This window comes from Alkalinema sp. FACHB-956 (assembly GCF_014697025.1).
Taxonomy (GTDB): Bacteria; Cyanobacteriota; Cyanobacteriia; order Leptolyngbyales; family Leptolyngbyaceae; genus Alkalinema.
In genome coordinates this window covers 1-16,961 of sequence record NZ_JACJRC010000011.1, presented here as the reverse complement: position 1 = coordinate 16,961, position 16,961 = coordinate 1, and the positions used below count along the sequence as shown (strand labels likewise).

At 50.3% G+C, this 16,961-nt stretch carries 15 protein-coding genes and 4 pseudogenes; 5 read left to right on the top strand and 14 right to left on the bottom strand.

Annotation, left to right across the window (positions count from 1 at the left end; all coding sequences use genetic code 11):
• Nucleotides 1-191: 191 nt before the first annotated feature.
• From H6G21_RS13405 to H6G21_RS13390, 4 genes are all read right to left on the bottom strand, one after another.
• Entirely contained in the window at nucleotides 192-1,112 is a 921-nt protein-coding gene (locus tag H6G21_RS13405) for a HEAT repeat domain-containing protein (protein WP_190573929.1), read from the bottom strand.
• Nucleotides 1,113-1,158: 46 nt separating this feature from the next.
• Nucleotides 1,159-1,389, bottom strand: a complete 231-nt coding sequence (locus tag H6G21_RS13400) for a hypothetical protein (RefSeq protein WP_190573928.1) — start codon at nucleotides 1,387-1,389, stop codon at nucleotides 1,159-1,161.
• 210 nt (nucleotides 1,390-1,599) lie between these two features.
• Entirely contained in the window at nucleotides 1,600-2,190 is a 591-nt protein-coding gene (locus tag H6G21_RS13395) for a chromophore lyase CpcT/CpeT (protein ID WP_190573927.1), read from the bottom strand.
• 3 nt (nucleotides 2,191-2,193) lie between these two features.
• Nucleotides 2,194-2,730: a phycobiliprotein lyase gene (locus H6G21_RS13390; RefSeq protein ID WP_190573926.1), complete on the bottom strand. Its 537-nt coding sequence runs from the start codon at nucleotides 2,728-2,730 to the stop codon at nucleotides 2,194-2,196.
• A gap of 209 nt (nucleotides 2,731-2,939) precedes the next feature.
• On the opposite strand from H6G21_RS13390, the gene H6G21_RS13385 reads away from it, so the two are divergent.
• Nucleotides 2,940-3,629, top strand: a complete 690-nt coding sequence (locus H6G21_RS13385) for a HEAT repeat domain-containing protein (RefSeq protein WP_190573925.1) — start codon at nucleotides 2,940-2,942, stop codon at nucleotides 3,627-3,629.
• Between the two features lie 30 nt (nucleotides 3,630-3,659).
• On the opposite strand, the gene H6G21_RS13380 is transcribed toward H6G21_RS13385, so the two are convergent.
• Nucleotides 3,660-4,457 carry a pentapeptide repeat-containing protein gene (locus H6G21_RS13380; RefSeq protein WP_190573924.1) on the bottom strand — a complete coding sequence of 266 codons (798 nt, stop codon included), beginning with the start codon at nucleotides 4,455-4,457 and terminating at the stop codon, nucleotides 3,660-3,662.
• Nucleotides 4,458-4,608: 151 nt separating this feature from the next.
• On the opposite strand from H6G21_RS13380, the gene H6G21_RS13375 reads away from it, so the two are divergent.
• The 3 genes from H6G21_RS13375 to H6G21_RS13365 all read left to right on the top strand — a co-directional run bounded on the left by H6G21_RS13375 (nucleotide 4,609) and on the right by H6G21_RS13365 (nucleotide 6,824).
• On the top strand, nucleotides 4,609-5,196 hold the full coding sequence (locus H6G21_RS13375) for a phycobiliprotein lyase (protein ID WP_190573923.1): 588 nt from the start codon (nucleotides 4,609-4,611) through the stop codon (nucleotides 5,194-5,196).
• Between the two features lie 165 nt (nucleotides 5,197-5,361).
• Nucleotides 5,362-6,087, top strand: coding sequence for a 15,16-dihydrobiliverdin:ferredoxin oxidoreductase (locus tag H6G21_RS13370; RefSeq protein WP_190574043.1), 726 nt, complete (start codon nucleotides 5,362-5,364; stop codon nucleotides 6,085-6,087).
• Nucleotides 6,084-6,824 carry a phycoerythrobilin:ferredoxin oxidoreductase gene (locus H6G21_RS13365; RefSeq protein ID WP_190573922.1) on the top strand — a complete coding sequence of 247 codons (741 nt, stop codon included), beginning with the start codon at nucleotides 6,084-6,086 and terminating at the stop codon, nucleotides 6,822-6,824. Before H6G21_RS13370 ends, H6G21_RS13365 begins: the two co-directional genes overlap by 4 nt.
• Nucleotides 6,825-6,969: 145 nt before the next feature.
• Here H6G21_RS13365 and H6G21_RS13360 read toward each other — a convergent pair whose 3' ends face one another.
• The 9 genes and pseudogenes from H6G21_RS13360 to H6G21_RS13325 form a co-directional block, all read right to left on the bottom strand.
• On the bottom strand, nucleotides 6,970-7,320 hold the full coding sequence (locus H6G21_RS13360; protein ID WP_242041812.1) for a CpeR family transcriptional regulator: 351 nt from the start codon (nucleotides 7,318-7,320) through the stop codon (nucleotides 6,970-6,972).
• A 252-nt stretch (nucleotides 7,321-7,572) separates the two neighbouring features.
• Nucleotides 7,573-8,310 carry a phycobilisome rod-core linker polypeptide gene (locus H6G21_RS13355; protein WP_190573921.1) on the bottom strand — a complete coding sequence of 246 codons (738 nt, stop codon included), beginning with the start codon at nucleotides 8,308-8,310 and terminating at the stop codon, nucleotides 7,573-7,575.
• A 43-nt stretch (nucleotides 8,311-8,353) separates the two neighbouring features.
• Nucleotides 8,354-9,214, bottom strand: coding sequence for a phycobilisome linker polypeptide (locus H6G21_RS13350; RefSeq protein ID WP_190573920.1), 861 nt, complete (start codon nucleotides 9,212-9,214; stop codon nucleotides 8,354-8,356).
• A 356-nt stretch (nucleotides 9,215-9,570) separates the two neighbouring features.
• Nucleotides 9,571-9,963 carry a response regulator gene (locus H6G21_RS13345; RefSeq protein WP_190573919.1) on the bottom strand — a complete coding sequence of 131 codons (393 nt, stop codon included), beginning with the start codon at nucleotides 9,961-9,963 and terminating at the stop codon, nucleotides 9,571-9,573.
• A 90-nt stretch (nucleotides 9,964-10,053) separates the two neighbouring features.
• Nucleotides 10,054-12,195, bottom strand: a complete 2,142-nt coding sequence (locus H6G21_RS13340) for an ATP-binding protein (RefSeq protein WP_190573918.1) — start codon at nucleotides 12,193-12,195, stop codon at nucleotides 10,054-10,056.
• A gap of 60 nt (nucleotides 12,196-12,255) precedes the next feature.
• Nucleotides 12,256-14,181: a response regulator gene (locus H6G21_RS13335; protein WP_190573917.1), complete on the bottom strand. Its 1,926-nt coding sequence runs from the start codon at nucleotides 14,179-14,181 to the stop codon at nucleotides 12,256-12,258.
• Between the two features lie 179 nt (nucleotides 14,182-14,360).
• Nucleotides 14,361-14,471: pseudogene (locus H6G21_RS25685) on the bottom strand (ISAs1 family transposase); the annotation flags it as partial.
• A 101-nt stretch (nucleotides 14,472-14,572) separates the two neighbouring features.
• A pseudogene (locus H6G21_RS13330) lies at nucleotides 14,573-14,851 on the bottom strand (transposase); the annotation flags it as partial.
• A gap of 19 nt (nucleotides 14,852-14,870) precedes the next feature.
• Nucleotides 14,871-15,761 (bottom strand): annotated as a pseudogene (locus tag H6G21_RS13325) (IS982 family transposase).
• Between the two features lie 132 nt (nucleotides 15,762-15,893).
• On the opposite strand from H6G21_RS13325, the pseudogene H6G21_RS13320 reads away from it, so the two are divergent.
• Nucleotides 15,894-16,313 (top strand): annotated as a pseudogene (locus H6G21_RS13320) (transposase); the annotation flags it as partial.
• Between the last annotated feature and the right edge of the window lie 648 nt (nucleotides 16,314-16,961).

The following is a 16,961-nucleotide window of genomic DNA, read 5'->3' as shown; positions in this document are numbered from 1 at the left end:
CTAAATCCCCCTTAATAAGGGGGACTTTGAAAGAATTTGGCTGAATTCCCCCCTGATTAAGGGGGGCTAGGGGAGATCGAATCTATCGCATCCACGAATCAATTTGATATCACGATCCTCAGCTTGCTGGCTAGCGCCATACGTCTTTTTAAGGTGGGGCGGGGGAAATCGTCGGCTGCCCACAAAACACCTCAATCCCAGTCGTCTTCCGGCTGCTGCATCCGGTTGGCAATTTGCGAGATGGCAAGTTTCAGTACGGTCTGCACGGCTGCTTCGGTTTCCTCGGGTAGGGCGGCTTCTAGGGGCTCTAGGGCCTGGTGGCGATCGGCGGTGGTATGAACCCCCATGCCAATTTTCATAAGGGCCAGAGCGGCGGATTTGCGGCTTTCCCAGGATGCATGGTGCAGGAGGTCAACCATCGGCGGGATGGCGGGTGGGTAGCTGAGATTGCCGAGGGCGGAGGCGGCTTCGGAACGCACAATTTCTGACTCGTCCTCCAACGCGGCCAGCAAGACCTGAAAGGCTTTATCTTCCTGGGGCTGCTCCTGGGCGACTTTGGCGATCGCGCCGACAATGGCATAACGAATATCGACAGACTCTGAATCAATGTGGCGATACAGCAATTCCTTGGCCTCTGCGCCAATAAAAGCCAGTGCCCAAGCCGCATGACCTTTGGTGCTTTCTGGCAGATCGGGGGAGGCCAGAATGTCTAGCAAGACCGGGACGGCGGCTTCTCCCATGCGGGCTAAGGCTCCGACGGATGATCCTTTAACGACGGTGTCATCGTCGTGGAGGAGGGCCTGCACCAAGGGGGGAATGGAAGTGGGATCGGCAATAATCGTTAGGGTTTTGGCGGCGGCACGGCGCACGACGACGTTGCTGTGATGGGCCAGGGCTTCGATCAAAAAGGGAGTGGCTGGTTCGCCAATTTCGCCTAAACTTTCTGCAAACCCGAGCCGCACGACGCCCCTGGTGTCTCCCAGGCATTCCACCATGCGTTTTAACATGTCGCGATCGGTGGTATCGAAGGTTTCGAGGGTGATTTGTTGCCGAACGACGTGCAGCAGTGCATCGCTTTCTGCTGGATCGATGACGGGAATGGTCTGGGTCATGGCTGAGCTAAGGCGATAGGTTGGGGCGAGTCAGGATCGGTGCACCCTAGGCGGTGAGGTTGGCTTGTTGTTGGCGGAGTTGGGCCAGGGTGGCGTCGATGTGGGCCAATTCCGGCTCTAATTGGGCCATGACGGCGGCTTTCATCAATTTGGCTCGTTTGGCGGTTTCGATCGTGTCGTTTAATAACCGTTCCCGATATTGTTCTAATTCGGTAATGACTTCTGAAAGTTCTTCGGCGGTGGCTTGTAGGGTGGGGTTTTCTGATGCTTGAGTCATTGTCCAGGATTTCCGTTAATGTTTTTAAAATTTTTCAAAGACAGGGGGTCTCTTCCAAAACGGGGGCTCGATCGCGGTTACCAAGCGTCTTCTTTGGCTAATGGGTCATTCACCGCAGCTTGAAGAGATTGTCTGTTTGGATCTTCTCAGATTCTGGTGTCCCTTGGCTAGCCTGCGGCGATCGAAGCGGTGAAATCTGCGGTGAAATCTTTAAGACAATAGGTCCCCTAATTCCTGGGCAAAGCATTGTTTTTTTTCAAAGCGGAGTGGCCCGGATTCTGATCCCCACACCTGTTGATGGGTGTTGACATCTAAGCCCCGATCGAGGCTGGCCCAGGTGGTGGCGGTGACTTCGACTTCGCTGACCAGATAGGTCTGACAGCCGGTGCGTTCAATTAAGCAGCGGTTGCCGGGTTCGACTTGCCCCAGAAACCGATCGCCGTCGCGCCGAAAGACCATGGAACAGTGGTAGCGCCGCTCTAAACAGTCGGGGGTGATGGTATGCAGGATGGATAATTCGCGGGCGGCCCCTGCATAGCGAATGGAATCCTTGAGGCCGTAGTTTTCAATGTAAATCTGATCGCCTTGGGGGATGACTCGATGGACGCCTTGACGATAGGGGGTCCAGAGGTCGTGGTCGTAAACTTGTTCGGAATAAAATCCAATGCCTGAAAAAAAGTCGAAGGGGAGGGGCCGAAAAAAGATATGAATGTGGGCAAATTGCACTGGATTTTCTGCGGCCTGTTTTTGGTTGCTGAAATCTCCTGCCATCCACTGCGATAGGGTGATTAAATCCTGCATAGACTAAGGGGCTGATAGGTCTCGAATTTCGGAGGAAAAGGAGGCGGTGACAATGCCGGAGCCATCACTGGTTTTAATAAAAGAGACGCGGCAACGGACGTTAGGATTGGCAAACCAAATTTTTTCTTCGGCGGCGGCGCGATCGTATTCAGTTAACAAGACAAAGGTGCCGTCTTCGGTCAGGTGATAGTGACCTACGGCGGGAATGGTTTCTGCGTAACCCTGTTCTCGCAGGAGTTGCCCATGGTTGCTGCGATCGGGGTCTGGTACGGGCACGAGGACTGTGCTGCCTTCGAGGGGATCTCCGTCTTCATCCCAGTCGGATTCGCCCTGCCAACTCATGCGAAAGGGTTGGGCGATCTGGGCTGGGTCAACGTTGTAGGCTTTACATAAGCCAATGACTGCTGGATCATCAACGGCTAATTTTTCAATCGAAATTTCCGATCGCACTGCCTCAAAATGAGCAAAAATCAAATGATGAGCGCTCCGTTGGGATTTCCAACGACCAATGGATTGCTCGACAAACTGGATAATGTCCATTTAAATCGTTTCTTGCAAAGAGAGTTGAGAAATTCTGTAGATGTGAGGCAATGGGGCTGGAATAATGTAGCTGGAATTAAGATACCAAACGATCGGCCCCCAAATTGCTTGTGGTGGAGATGCGATTTACAAAACGACATCTTAGAACTGAATTTTACTGAAATTTAAGATTTGAAATTTTTGAGTTTTTCTATGAACTGAGTTTTTCTATGAACATTGATGAAATTCAAACTGCTTTGCAACAAGAAGATTTTCAATATCGCCTCAAGGCAATTTCTGCCCTAAAAACCTATGCCTCTGAGGTGGCGGTGCCGATTTTGCTGCGATCGGTGGAGGATCGAGAATTTCTGGTGCGCACGTTTGTGGCGATGGGTCTGGGCCAAAAAAATACGGCGGAATCGTTTGCGGCGCTGTTGCAAATGATGAAGCTGGATGATACGCCGAGTGTGCGGGCGGAGGCGGCGAATTCGTTATCGCTGTTTGGCCGGGTGGCGGTGTCCCATTTGGTGCAGGCGTTTGTCCAGGATGATCACTGGTTGGTTCGTCGCAGTATTTTGGCGGCGATCGCGGAGTTGGATTGTCCGGAGGATTTTTATGAGGTGTGTCTCCAGGGCTTGGCGGGGCAGGATGCGACGGTCTATGAGTCGTCGATCGATGGTTTGGGGCTGTTAGCCCAAACGTCTAAGCGCTCTGAGGCTCTGGAGCAGTTGCTGGGGCTGGGTCGATCGCAGGCTGTTCGCACCAGGCAACGGGTGGCCTATGCGTTGAAACGCTTTGATGACTGCCAAGCGAAAAGGGCTCTCATCGAGTTACGCCAAGATCCAGATTATCGGGTGGTGGCAGCGGCTCTGGAGGAGTTGCTAGACGTGTCTGTGCCTGGGGTGGAAGGGATGGACTAACGATCGTTCCTAGGGCAGAAGCGATCGTTCCTAGGGCAGAACGAGGCTGTTGCGGGTGGTGGTGCGGGTGTAGGCGTTCCAAACATCCAGTTCGCGACTGGGGCGGCTGAGTAATTGCGATCGGGCTTGCTCCGATAGGTTTTGCACTTGGGAAAAGTCTGCTCCGGCGATGCTTTGCAGGTTTTCGAGTTCGACTTCGCCGAGGTCGGCTCCTCGACAGTCACAGTCTTGGAGGTCGGCTCCATTGAGTCGTGCGCCGCGCAGGTAGGCTCCGGTCAAGAAGGCACGGCGGAGGTCGGCTCCACTGAGGCGGGCGTTGTGTAAGTTGGCTCCGGTGAAGTCGGTGCCGCTGAGGTATGCGCCTAGGAAGTTGACGTGGCTCAGATCGAGGCCGCGCAGGTTGGCGGTGTTGAGAAAGGCTCCGTTGAGTTGGGCGTGGGGGCCGATCGCGCCGCTGGTTTTGTAGGCAAAGCCTTCGGGCCATTGGGTGTGGGCACTATAGCGTGCTCCTTTTAAGTTGGCTCCGGCTAGATTGGCTTCTCGTAGATCGGTATCCCGGAGATCGGCTCGGCTGAGGCAGGCGTTTTGTAAGTTGGCGTTTTGTAAGTTGGCGGCTGAAAAGTTGCTGCCGCGCAGGTCGGCTCCTTGAAGATTAACGGCTTGTAAATGGGTGTGACCTAGGTTGCTACCTAGCATGCGGATGCCGCTCCAGTTCTGGTTGGCAAAGTCTTTTTCCGCTAGGTCAAGGTATGAAAAATCTTGGCGATCGCAGGATTCCCCCGATCGCAGTTGTTTCCAAATGTCTGAAGAGGGTGTTAATAAAACCATGGTGCTGATTGTGGGGATGCTGTGGGGATGATTGTTGGGATGATTGTGTGGATGGCGGAATTCTTTTTTGTTATTTTACGGTGCGATTGGGTTTCGAATAAGCTGGATGAGAAAATCTAAATACGTGAAATTTGACAAGGATGTTTAATCGATGAGTTTTATACCTCCGATGACGTTGATGGCGTTTTTCCGAAAGAGTGAAGGGATGTGGTTTACGAATCGTGCGGTGCATCACTTCGATCGTGGGGCGGATGAATCGGGGGAATCGAATTTGCATATTCAGGTGCTGGATGCGAGTGATTCTCGGGTTCACAAAATTTGTTTGGCTCAGGGGATTGATCCCAGTTTTGCGATGGGGGGCGCTAGTTTTGCATGGCAGCAAAATCTAGATGATGAGGCTCCGAATCCCAACTATGCTGCGATTTTGGTCGATATTCCGGACGATGCGACGGGCCGATCGGGCCGAATTTTACGCAATGAAGGCTATGTGGAAAAAATTCCGGTAATTAGCCGATATTGGTTTGGGCAGGATGGGCTGTTGACGATCGAAACTGAGTACGAAAATAATCAGGGCCAAGAACGGTGCTGGTTCATTACGGATGATTTTCGGGTACGGGTCAGTACGGTGCGGATGATGGGTGGAATTAACCTGATGGCCTATTGCTCGGAACGGCGCTGTGTGGCTCCTGGCCAGTTGCAGGAACTCATTGCGCAGCATCCCTCTCGCACATCTCCATAGTAATAGTCGTCCTCTAAAAACACTGTCCGTGATAGCATCATCGCCTATAGCACAGATAGTGTTGATTAAAGTAATCGTTACAGATTATTGCTTTGTTGTGCATATCGAGGATTTTGCGAGAGGGACTCCTCTATTCTCAGGGGAGTTTATGAGATGCTGGGTTCTATGTATAAGCCGTTTGTCGAGCATTTAGAACAGGAGCTTTTTCAACGGTTTGATCTTAAGCAGCGCCCCATTCCTTCTGGTTTAGAGTTCAACGTGAGTCAACGTGGCAAAAATCCAGCGACGATTCAAAGCTGGTGCTATGAATGCTCGGAACTGCGGAAGATTCGCTATACCTATATTGATGCTGGGGCGAGTGCGCAGATTTTTAATTGTGTAATCTATCCTAGCCATCATTACGAATTGCCGCTTCTTGGGGTAGATTTTCTCTCTTTTGGTCAGGTGAAAAATCTGATTGTGATGGATTTTCAGCCGCTCTTTCAGGATGAAGTCTATCTCGATCGCTACATCCGTCCGTTACAACTGTTGCACGATCGCTATCCGGATCTGGAACAGGATTTGGAAATGAAGTTCTACGATGCAAATCAGTACTTCTCGAAGTATCTGCTGTTTGCTAAGACGAATCCGGAAACTGTTGCAACGCGAGTCTTTGCGGCTTTTAAGGATTATTTAAGCCTCTACTGGAAGCTATTGGATCAGGCGGTTCCATCGGTGTATTTTGAATCGGTGCAACGGGTGGTGAAGGCGCAAAAGGACTATGATCAGTACAGTGCCGATCGCGATCCGGCTTCTGGTTTATTTAGTAGCTATTTTGGCCACGAATGGTCTGAGCGCTTTTTGTACGAATTTTTGTTTGAAGATGCCGTTCCGTTGGCTGTAGCAGCATGACTCTTTACGAACCGTTTCTCCATTACGCGATCGATGGTCTAAAATCCCGCTGGGATTTGGAGGATTATCCGATTCCTGCGGGGTTTGAGTCGAAGTTGGCGATCGTGGGTAAGGGGAAACACCAAGATGAGGTGTTGACGACGAGTTATGGTTTTCACACGCCAAAACTGCGGCAAATTCGAGCGGCTCATGTGCAAGGTGGCCAGTCTCTACAGGTTTTAAATTTTGTAATTTTCCCGCAATTAAATTATGATCTGCCGTTTTTTGGGGCGGATTTGGTGACGCTGCCGGGTGGCCATTTAATTGCGTTGGATATGCAACCCTTGTTCCATGATGAATGCTATCGATCGCGCTATAGTGATCCGATTTTGCCGATTTTCCGCCAACACCAGCAGCATCTGCCTTGGGGGGGCGATTTTCCCGATGAAGCAAAGCCGTTTTTCTCCCCGGTTTTTCTCTGGACGCGCCCCCAATTGACTGAGGTTGTCGAAAACCAGGTATTTCAGGCCTTTCAAGATTATCTGAATGCCTATTTGGATTTTGTGGATCGGGCGGAACCGGTGACTGATCCGCAGGCATTACAGGCGATCGAACAATCCCACCGGCGCTATTTACGCTACCGTGCTGAAAAAGATCCCGCGCGCGGGATGTTCCGTCGCTTCTATGGTGAAGCTTGGACTGAAGAATATATCCATGGTTTTTTGTTTGATCTGGAACGTAAGTTGGCGATCGCTTAGTTGATGAGTCTGGGCCGATCAGTCTGTCTTGTTGAATGGTTTTGCTGGATGGTCTCGTTTCTCTCCTACATTGCTTTTGAAACCCCTCCCAAACGCCCCATGTCTATGAGGCGTTTTTTGTTGGGTGGGTGATCTGGAATGGGGGTTAAGTTTGTAATTCAAATCGGGTTCGAAAGCTGCCGTATTTGATCCAATACTGTTTTAAGCTATGGCAGGGGGTGTGCAAACTGGCTTTGGCTTGATATAAAACGACTTGACGGTGATCGCCCATCCAAATTTTGTCGATCGGGTCTACGGAAATAATGGTGCCGCCGAGGGTGGTGACACAGGTGGAGAAGCGATCGAGGGCGGCATAATCGACGGTTTGAAAGATAAAAAAGTTACCTGAGCAAATTAAGTGACGGCTACGAATCCAACATTTCAGCTTTTTTTCGGCTTCTGGCGGCAGCATTGTTACGGCCACCTCGGTTTCAAGACAATCGCGTAATCCCTTCATTACGATCGCGGTACAACTAAATGGTCAAAATCCCAAGGGTAAGGGGTGGGAAATCGTGGATGCGATAGCAGTCTATGGTTGAGGGCGTGGAAAAAGGGTGATGCAAACAAGGTCGCACGACTCTAGAAGCAGGAGGAGAGGTCTCCTCCAAAGCTGCTTCAAAGGGGTCTGAAATGGCGGTCTACGATCGATGGAATGGTTAAAATCATTGCAATCTCCCAGGACTGAGAAATTGCAATGAGTCGATCTCGATTAGGCAATTTCGGTGATGCTGACAATTTTGCCGCCGGAACGGTTAATCCGTTGGATCTGCGGTGTCATTTTGCTGGCCGCAACGATGTATTCGCTGGTGCTGACCCGACGGGGGCTATCGAATTTGGCACCTTGCACCACAATTTTGAAGCGGCGCTCGGTTCCTGATCCGATGACCGTTGCCTTGGCGGGTTTGATGGCATTGGCGGCATTGGCGGCGACGGCATACACCAATTGCGGTGCTTTGACGGCACTGCTGACTTGGGCGGGGCCTCGATCGATGGCAAACAGCCGGTTGTAGCTCACCTGTTTGAGTCCGGCTTCGCTACCCCGTCGATAGGTGGGGACGTTGTGCTCGCCAAAGGCATTTTGATATTCCTCACTATCCATGTAGGAATCAATCTCCGCTGCATAGCCTTCGGTGACGCAACGGACAACATGCTCTGATAGCTCTTCCTGGGATTGGGGAGCCCGACCTAGGAAATGCATGAAGTTGAGTTCTACAAATCGATAGGGGGAGCAGGTTTCAAAATAACGAGAGCGGTAGAAGTCCGATTGGCCGACGGCTCGCACGAATTCCCGTACGGTGATGCTGCCTTCGGCTAACTTGGACTCGGCGGTGACTAAGCGCTCGCTGTCCATGACGTGGGGATTGCCCAGGACGTGTTTGTAAACTGCGCGAATGACCGCTTGTACTTCTTCGGGCGATCGAACCGATCGCAATTCAAGGGTTTCCATAGGATTGATGTCACTTGAGAATTACAAAAGCTTGAATCGGTCTTTAGACAGGGGTAATGCTGGCAATGACGCCACCCTGCCGATGAATTCGCTGGTAAGCCGAAGATAATTGCTCAAACGGAACAAAGAGTACTTGGTTGCTGCGACGGTAGGGGGAAACGGATTTCACGGCTTTGGCGCGATACCCGGTGACTTCGATCCGGTAAATTTTGCCGGAATCTGCTCCGTTGAACCGTTGGCAGGTACGGGCGGTATTGGCTGGAGTGCGGAAGGTGGCTCCAGAACTGGCTGGAGACACAACTGCCGTCGGCGTAGACTGAATCACGAGGGAATTTAAGCGGGGGCTCTTACCGGCTAGATTGCCTTTGAGGCTGCTGCTGGATGCGCCCCGTACCATTTCAAACAGGTGGGTAAATTGCACCATGTTTTGGGTGGCTTCGGTTTTGTAACCCCGAATATAGGGAACGATGTGTTCGCCAAATGTCGTTTGATATTCGTCGCTGTCTAGGTAGGAATCGATTTCAGCTTCAAAGCCTGCGCTGTCCAGAATGGTGCTGTGGGTGCGCATTTCTTCCAGGTCTGCGGGGGTGCGCCCCAAGAGATGGCGGAAGTTGAGTTCGATCGATCGATAGCGGGGCACATTGCTAAAAAAACGGGAGCGATAGAGTTCGGACTTAGCCACCTGCCGAATGAATTCACGTACACTCAGTTCGCCCCGCTTAAATTGTGATTCGGGGACGGTGAGGCGTTCGCTCTCCATGACGTAGGCATTTCCCAGAATCTGCCGATAAATGGCGCGAATGGTGGTTTCTTTATCTTCGTTAGAGCTGCCCGGTGCGGACTCGATCGGGGGAGTACTGTCAAATAGGGCAACGCCTAAACGGGAAGCGGGTCCAAATACCATGAACAAAGTTCTCCTATTACAACCAACAGAAGTCCGAGATTGCCAGGAACAAATCAGTCAATCGAACACCGATCGGTCAAACATTGACCGATCAAAATGCAATATGAACTGAATCACTGAATCAGAATGCACTGATTGACTGGCGTTGGGCGTGCAACCTAAGACTTCGAAATACCCCAGAACATTGGGGGCGATCAGTCATTTGTTGCAGTTGATGCTCTAACTTAGGACGAAGTCATAAACACAGATACTTTAGAAAAGAGTTTTAAAGAAAATTTGAAGACGGGTCAAAAAATTAATGAATTGATTTTGCTCGGTGGCGTGATTCCGCGTTCGCGTCCCAGATTGCGTCCTAGTTACTCGATCGTCTCTAGGTCCCACCCTAATGTTTCAGCGATCTGTTCTGCTAAGGTCATTGGGTCAAAGGGTTTGGCTATGACGCCAACGATGCCTAATTCTGCAAATCGAGCTTGATCGGCGGGTTGAATTTTTGCGGTTAATAAAATGACGGGTATTGTGCAGGTGGTGGCGTTGTCCATTAAGTGGTGGAAGGTTTCTACGCCGTCCATATCTGGCATGGATACGTCTAATAAGATCACATCGGGATGTTCTGCGGCTGCACTCTGTAAGCCCTCGCGTCCGGAACTGGCCAAGAGGGTTTCCCATCCTGCTACGTCTTCTAGGCAGCCTTGAATGACTTCTTGAACGACTTCTTCGTCGTCGATTACTAAGACTCGTTTGCTAGACATTGCCGTATCCTAAATTTTTTATTTTTAAAAGACGATTGCTGTCCGCTGAGGATCGAGCTTGAGCGTTGATGCTGGCTTGAGCGTTGATGCTTAGGGGCGGGGGGGCAATAGGAGGGTGAAATAGAATGTGCTCCCTTTGCCTAAAACACTGTCAGCCCAGATGCGGCCTCCGTGTTGTTGGATAATACTGCGGCAGATGGCTAGTCCTAAGCCGGTGCCGCCTTTTTTGCGGGAATCGGATGCATCAACTTGTTGGAATTGTCCAAAGATACTTTCTAGCTTATCAGCCGGAATTCCTCGTCCTTGGTCTTTTACCTGAAATAGGACATAGGGGGGCTTGAGTTGGGGGGGGAAGGCTGTGCTGCTGGTGAGAGGGTGGGCTTCTGTGGCTCTTAGGGCTTTGTTGGGGTTGGGTTGGGTTGGGGCTGTCTGAGAATTGCGATCGCGGGGAGGGGTTAGGGTGTTCCGTTGTTGAGGGTGATGCTTGTCTTCAATTAATTCTGCGGTAATCCAAACTGTGCTGCTGGGTTTAGAAAATTTAATTGCATTGCTAATTAAATTGGTGAGGGTCTGAATAATGGAGTCTGGGTCGGCCCATACGTCGATGTTGAGGGGAAGGAAGGAGAGTGTGATGCCGTTTTGTTCGGCTTCTACGCGCATGGCGTCTACGGATTGCAGCATTAAGGTCAGGACGGAGCAAGGCTGTTTGGCGAGGGTCACGCGCCCTGATTCTAGGCGGCCTAGGTCTAAAATGTCGTTGACTAAGCGGACGAGGCGATCGGTTTGGGTGGAGGCAATTTGCAGCATTCGTTTGCCTCGCTGGGGTTTTTGGTCGTAGACGCCGTTGGCTAAGAGTCCGAGGGAGCCGCGAATGGCGGTCAGGGGGGTTCGGAGTTCGTGGCTGACGATCGAGATAAATTCGTTTTTCATCTGGGCGATCGCGCGGCTTTCGGTGATGTCTTCTACGGTGCCGACGTGCCCTGTTAATTCGTCTTGGGCTGAAAAGACGGGTGCTGTTTGAATGCGGCAGAAGCGAATGATGCCATCTCTGCGCACAAAGCGGACCTCGGCTGAAAATTCTTGGTTCTCGGCTGCGGCTATTTCCCACTGTTGCCAAAATTCGTCGCGATCGTCGTTGTGAATAAATCGCTTCCAGCCATCCTGTAGGGCTGCTTCAAAGCTGAAGCCTCCAATCATCTGACAGCGGGGGTTGGTGTATATCCATTGTCCTGTGGTATCCATGCGAAAGATGCCGATGGGTGAGGATTCACTGAGCGATCGAAATAGGGCTTCGCTTTGCCGTAGGGCGTTTTCAATGCGTTTGCGTTCGCTGAGTTCTTCTTGCAGTTGTTGGTATAGTTCTGATTGCTGAATGGCGATCGCCATTTGGGTGGCGATTTGTTGCAGTAAATTAATTTCCCATTCTAGCCACTGGCGCGGCTGGCTGCATTGGTGGGCGATTAAGAGTCCCCACAGTTCATCCTGTTGAATGATGGGAATGACGAGTTTGGCTCGGACTTGGATCTGAACTAGGAATTCTGCGAGACAGGGAATGACGTCTTCGCGATCGCGATCGGTGAGGGTATAAATTCGGCCTTGCAGGTAGTTCAGTCGGGCTTCTTCGGGGAAGACTTCTTCGGGAAAGATTAAGTCTAGGACTTTGATCCAGCCGGGGGCGGTGGCTTCGGCGATGGCGCTGCCTGTGCCGTTATCCCAAACTCGATACACTAATACGCGATCGGCTTGGAGGAGTGCTTGTACTTCTGTGACTGCGGCGGCCAAGATGGTTTGCAAGTCTAAGGACTCGCGGATATTTTGGGCGATCGCGGCCAAGATGCGTTCCTGTTCTACCTGTTGGCGTAATCCACTGTCTGTTTGGGGAATGGGGCTTAATTCCAAAATCCGGGATTTTCCAAGGTGATGTAAACGGCCTTGGAGTATCCGGGGTGGGGTGGTTTTCCCTTTGCGCCATTGCAGGGCTAGGATGGTGGGCTGTGGTGGGTGGGTGGCTTGTAGTGCTTGGCGCAATTGCTTGATTTGAGCGGGGGGTAAAAAATCTGCTAGGGGTTGTTTGCGCAGGGATTGGGCGGATTGCCCCAATAGTTCGATCGCGGTTCCACTGACTTGCTGAATCCTTAACTCTGCTGGCTTGAGTCTCAGCAGTACTGTGGCTCCTGATGGGAGGGTTGGGGAGCTTGGGGATGTGTTCGATCTATTGGGGGGGGATGGCATGGGTTGGGGGGATGGCTATCAAGAGGTTGTAATCAAAATAAATAAGATAAGATAAATAAGTTATGAGCGGGTGGTACGCATTCCTTCGAGTCGGCTGATGATGCGTGTCACTAGATCGGCTTCCACCATGGGTTTTGGGATAAAGTCGTTGGCTCCTGCTGCAAACACTTGCTGGATGGAATTTCGATCGGTGTGTTCTGTGACGACTAAAATAGGCAGTGTTTGCCATTGCGGATCATGGCGTACTACTTGACAGAGTTCTACACCGCTGAAGGTGGGTAAATCCCAGTCTAGGATCAATAAATCGGGGCTGACTGTTGTCAAGACTTCCCAAAATTGTTGGGTTGTTTCGAGGGGGGTGACTTCTATATTGCGTGATTGTAACCATTGAGTCATATTGGATAAGCTACTGCGATCATGATTGACTGCCATCACGCGATTGGGGTGTAACCGATGGGTCTGATTCAGTACGTCGGCGATTGTTTGCAGAATTTTGGGAATCGCAATAGGTTTGTGTAAAAAGGCGCAGGCTCCCAAGCGGACTACTTCGATGCGATCGGGTAAGCTTTCACGGGCAGTAAAGACCAAAACGGGGATTTGGGGAAGTTTGATGGTTAACTCCCGCAGCAGTGCTAATCCATCTTCTTGGGATGCTGGAAAATTTAGGTCTAAGACGATCGCATTGGGTGGGCTTTTACGGATCATGGCTCGTGCCACTGTCAGGTCAATGGCAACTTCTACCCGCCAACCTAAGATGGTGGCCTCCATGCGAATTTGCTCTGACAACAGCAAATCATCATCTACAATCAAAATCAATGGTGGCTCTTGGAGGGAGTATGCTGGCAAGTCCGGCACGGAGAGTGGCAATGGGTTGGGAGACTGTGGGTGGTAGTGTTCCTGGAATGGCTGCAATTGTTCCAGGGTTTGGCTCGTGAGCATTTTTTGATGCAGTTGCTGAATTTGCTGAATTGCCGTTTCTAGTTGGCTGGGGGGGAGGTTATCTGTCTGTAACTGGTTTTCAAGTTGGCGTAAAAAGTCTGCTCCAGTCTGCCACCCAAATAACCCTACGGCCCCAACTAACTTATGGGCTATTTGTTCAGCGATTTTCTGGTTTTCTGTCGATTGGTTTTCCGCTAATATCGCTTGCAAATGGGCTTCTAGTTGCATCATCTGATCAGCGAGTTTGGGCTTAAACTTTTCCCAGCTTCGGGTTAGTCGTTCTTGGGCCTGTTGTTGTCGGGGCGATTTTGGTTCTGGAAGGGGAGAGATTGCAGGTGGAGGAGAGGCTTCCTGGATGGGTTCGCTAGGTTCGCTGGCTAATGCTCGCAGGCGGTAGCCAAGGCCATGGACGGTTTCAATTGGGTCGATCGACCCTGCTGCTTTTAACTTTTGCCGAAGGCTGTAGATATGGCTGCTAACGGTTTCTTCTCCGGGTGATTCAGCGAAATCCCACAGGCGATCTAAGATTGCACTGCGGCTGAAAATCCGTTTAGGATTACAGAGAAATAATTCCAGGACACAAAATTCCTTCGGTGTCAAATGTAATGTCTTGCCGTTGTGGGTGACTTTGCTAGTCGTGGAGTCAAACCGCAGATTTTCCCAAGTAATCACCGAGGCAGTTGATTCTTGACTACGTCTTAACAAAGCTCGGATGCGTGCTAGTAGTTCTGGTAGGTCAAAGGGTTTAACGACGTAGTCATCGGCTCCTGCATCCAACCCTAGCACGCGATCGTTCATTCCATCTTTGGCTGTCAGAAGCAAAATTGACCCGTTATATCCCTGCTCACGCAACTGCTGACAGACGGTGATGCCATCTAATTTCGGCAGCATTACATCGAGTAAAATTAAGTTATAGTCTGATGCTTGTGCAACAGTGAGTCCTGTTTCCCCATCCCTGGCTAAATTGACGATATATTGATGAGCTCTCAGAGTTTCGACTAGAGACAAAGCCGTGATTTCGTCATCTTCAACTAGTAGAATTCTCATAAAATCTCTGGGAAACTGCATTCTCGTATTCCATTTTAGATATCCCGCTATCCTATACGTTCCAAGTATGCAATACAGGACTTGGTATGTACCGTGGGAGTCCCCCAGCAGATCGGGGGACTCCCAACGTTTGACAGTTGCGGGAGTCTAAGGAAAAGTCTAGGGCAAACGCATGAAAATCATTGAGCGAGGATTTTGACGAGATAAGCATCGTCCCAACCAGCCTTTTTGCGCTTTGTCTTGATGCCTATCTGGGTAGATCTATCCTGCCCCAATAGATTCACAGCAAGCTATTGACTGGAGTTTAGACTAAGGGACAGCGAGAAGCCCCCAAATCCATTCAGGAGTTGAGTGACAGGGCAATTGCCAAAACAATTAGCCATTAAGCAGTCTAATTGAGTTCAGGTTTGGGTTTGCGAAAGCGTTTTCTGACAGTTGGATAGCGAATGCGAGGAGAGCGAGGCATTCCTGGAGTCCAACCGGGAGACTTTCCCCGAGGTTTGGGGGGTGGAGCCGGTGTCCCAATCACCGCCAAAACTTGAGCAAAGGCATTGGCAACGCGACCGGGGGAGAGGGTTTGAGCCGGTTTCTGCCAAGGCAGAGGTGAATCTAGCACTTCCGCTTGCGCTAACCACAACTGCCAACTGAGCAGGGGTATTAAATCACTCCAGCATTATTGTCAAATAACGTCAGTTCGGGTTAAAAGCCGCAGGCTGTAAAGCCCAGTCAATCTGGAGAGCAGGCTTTTGGGGCTGGTGAGAATAGGCGATCAACCCACAAATCACGTTGACGAAACAATTGACCGGACTGCGATGGCGAGAATGCTCAATTTGAGAGATATTCTTGAGTTGGTCAATGATGGTCTCGATGATTGATCGCTTGCGAGACAATAACTTGTCATTGAGCCGCATCAAGCGATTTTTCATATTCCGGCGAGGTTTGGCAAAGAATTCAATGCCACAGCTCGCGAGTCAGTCTGCCGCCAGCTTCTGAGAGACATACCCCCGGTCAGCAAAGACTTTACCAAAGAGTCCTTGCAACAAAGCCCGCACAGGTTTGCGGTCATCCGTATTGCCAGGGGTCAGTTGAATATTGAGCAACTCGCCCAATTCATTGACCACTAAATGCAGTTTGAAGCCAAAGAACCAATCCACCGATGTCTTACCCCGAGCGGCCAAGTCGGCAAAGACCCGATGCTGGCCAATCCGACGATTGTGGCAGACTTTGAGGCCGGTGGCATCGACAAAGCTGATGCCTGTGCAAGTGCCAAAACAGTGTTTCAGGTAGGCACACAGGGGGAGCAAAGCCAAGGGCATCCATTCGACAAAGCGTCCATAACTGACTAGGCCAGGAAAGGCCTTGCCCCAATCCGCCTGAACTTTATCGGTGTAGTAGGCTTTAAAGTTACGGTAGCTCGACTGATGGAAGGCAATCAGTATCGTCATGATTTCGCTGAGCACCAAGCTGCGATCACGTTGACGGCAACCCAGCCCATGGCTCAGCAGTTGCTGGTGCCACTGGGGCTCAAAGCTTGGGCAAAAGTCATCGACGTGGCAAAACAATTCTTCTAAACTCAACATAGGACGAGTCAAGCTATGTATGACAACACTTTTAGCTTATCAACTCGTCCTTTTCTTATCCCGAACTGACGTTATAGCTACTATTTTCGCGGAGAGCAGAAACGCCAATAGCAGAAAGCACCGCGCGGCAGACGGTTGAATATTTTGGGGGTATGGGAGCCGTGCGTGAGTTTTGAGTACGGTTTGGCAGTGGGAAGTTTCAAAGCTCCTGCCTACATTCGCCTGATGGACTGGCAAGCTGAGAAAGCCCAACAGCGATTACAACAGAAAGGTCAAATTACGGTAATTGTGCAAGACAATGGTTCACTATACACAAGTGGATCTGTGCAAGAGAATTGGGAGCGATGGCAACAACAAGGAATTTATCCCTTCTGGCTGCCGCCTTATTGTTCTGAGATGAATCGAATTGAGAACCAATGGGATCAAATTAAAGATCACGAGTTGGCAGGACGCATGTTTGACGATGAGCTAGACCTGGCTTCTGCCGTCATGGATGGCATTGAAAACCAAGCACAGAAAGGGCATTACACAGTTGAGCGCTTTCGATTCTGACTCCTAACTTTAGTTCTCTTTACATACTTTGGCTTTTCTGCCGCCACTTACTTAACGCGACGGAATTGTATAAGGCAGCACTTTAGGCAAGGGGGCATTATGTTTCGACGATGGGGCCAGATGAAGCAATGGTGCGGTGGTACATTCAGCAGTAGCAGGTAGAGACAATCGAATTGACCAACTCGTTGATCCGATGAATAGTAGGGAATAAGCTGCTTTGAGCAGCGCCCATTTTCAAGATCCAGGTAAATCAGGAGGTTGATAACTTATCATTTAATTGCTGCTAGATAGGATAGGTACTGAATCTCTAATTTCAAAAGCTGAATAAGAAAAGACTGAAAAACAGAATAGCTGTAATTCTTGATATCTAGGTGTAGCTAAGTTGAGTAGGAAGGAGCTTGTATTGAGAACAGCTTTTATGGCCTCGTGCAAAGTCGGATATTGCTCCAACTGTCGACAAATCTGACTTATCAACTAAGCCCAGCACTTTTCAATGCTATTCAAGTCTAGAGATCGAGCAGTAAATAGACTACTCGTGCCCTCAATACTGCGCCATCTCAATCCGTTCTTATTATTTTTATTGTATCTTCTAATGAGTTTTTAGGATGTACGATCAAATATTATGAAATAATATTTGATCGTACATCC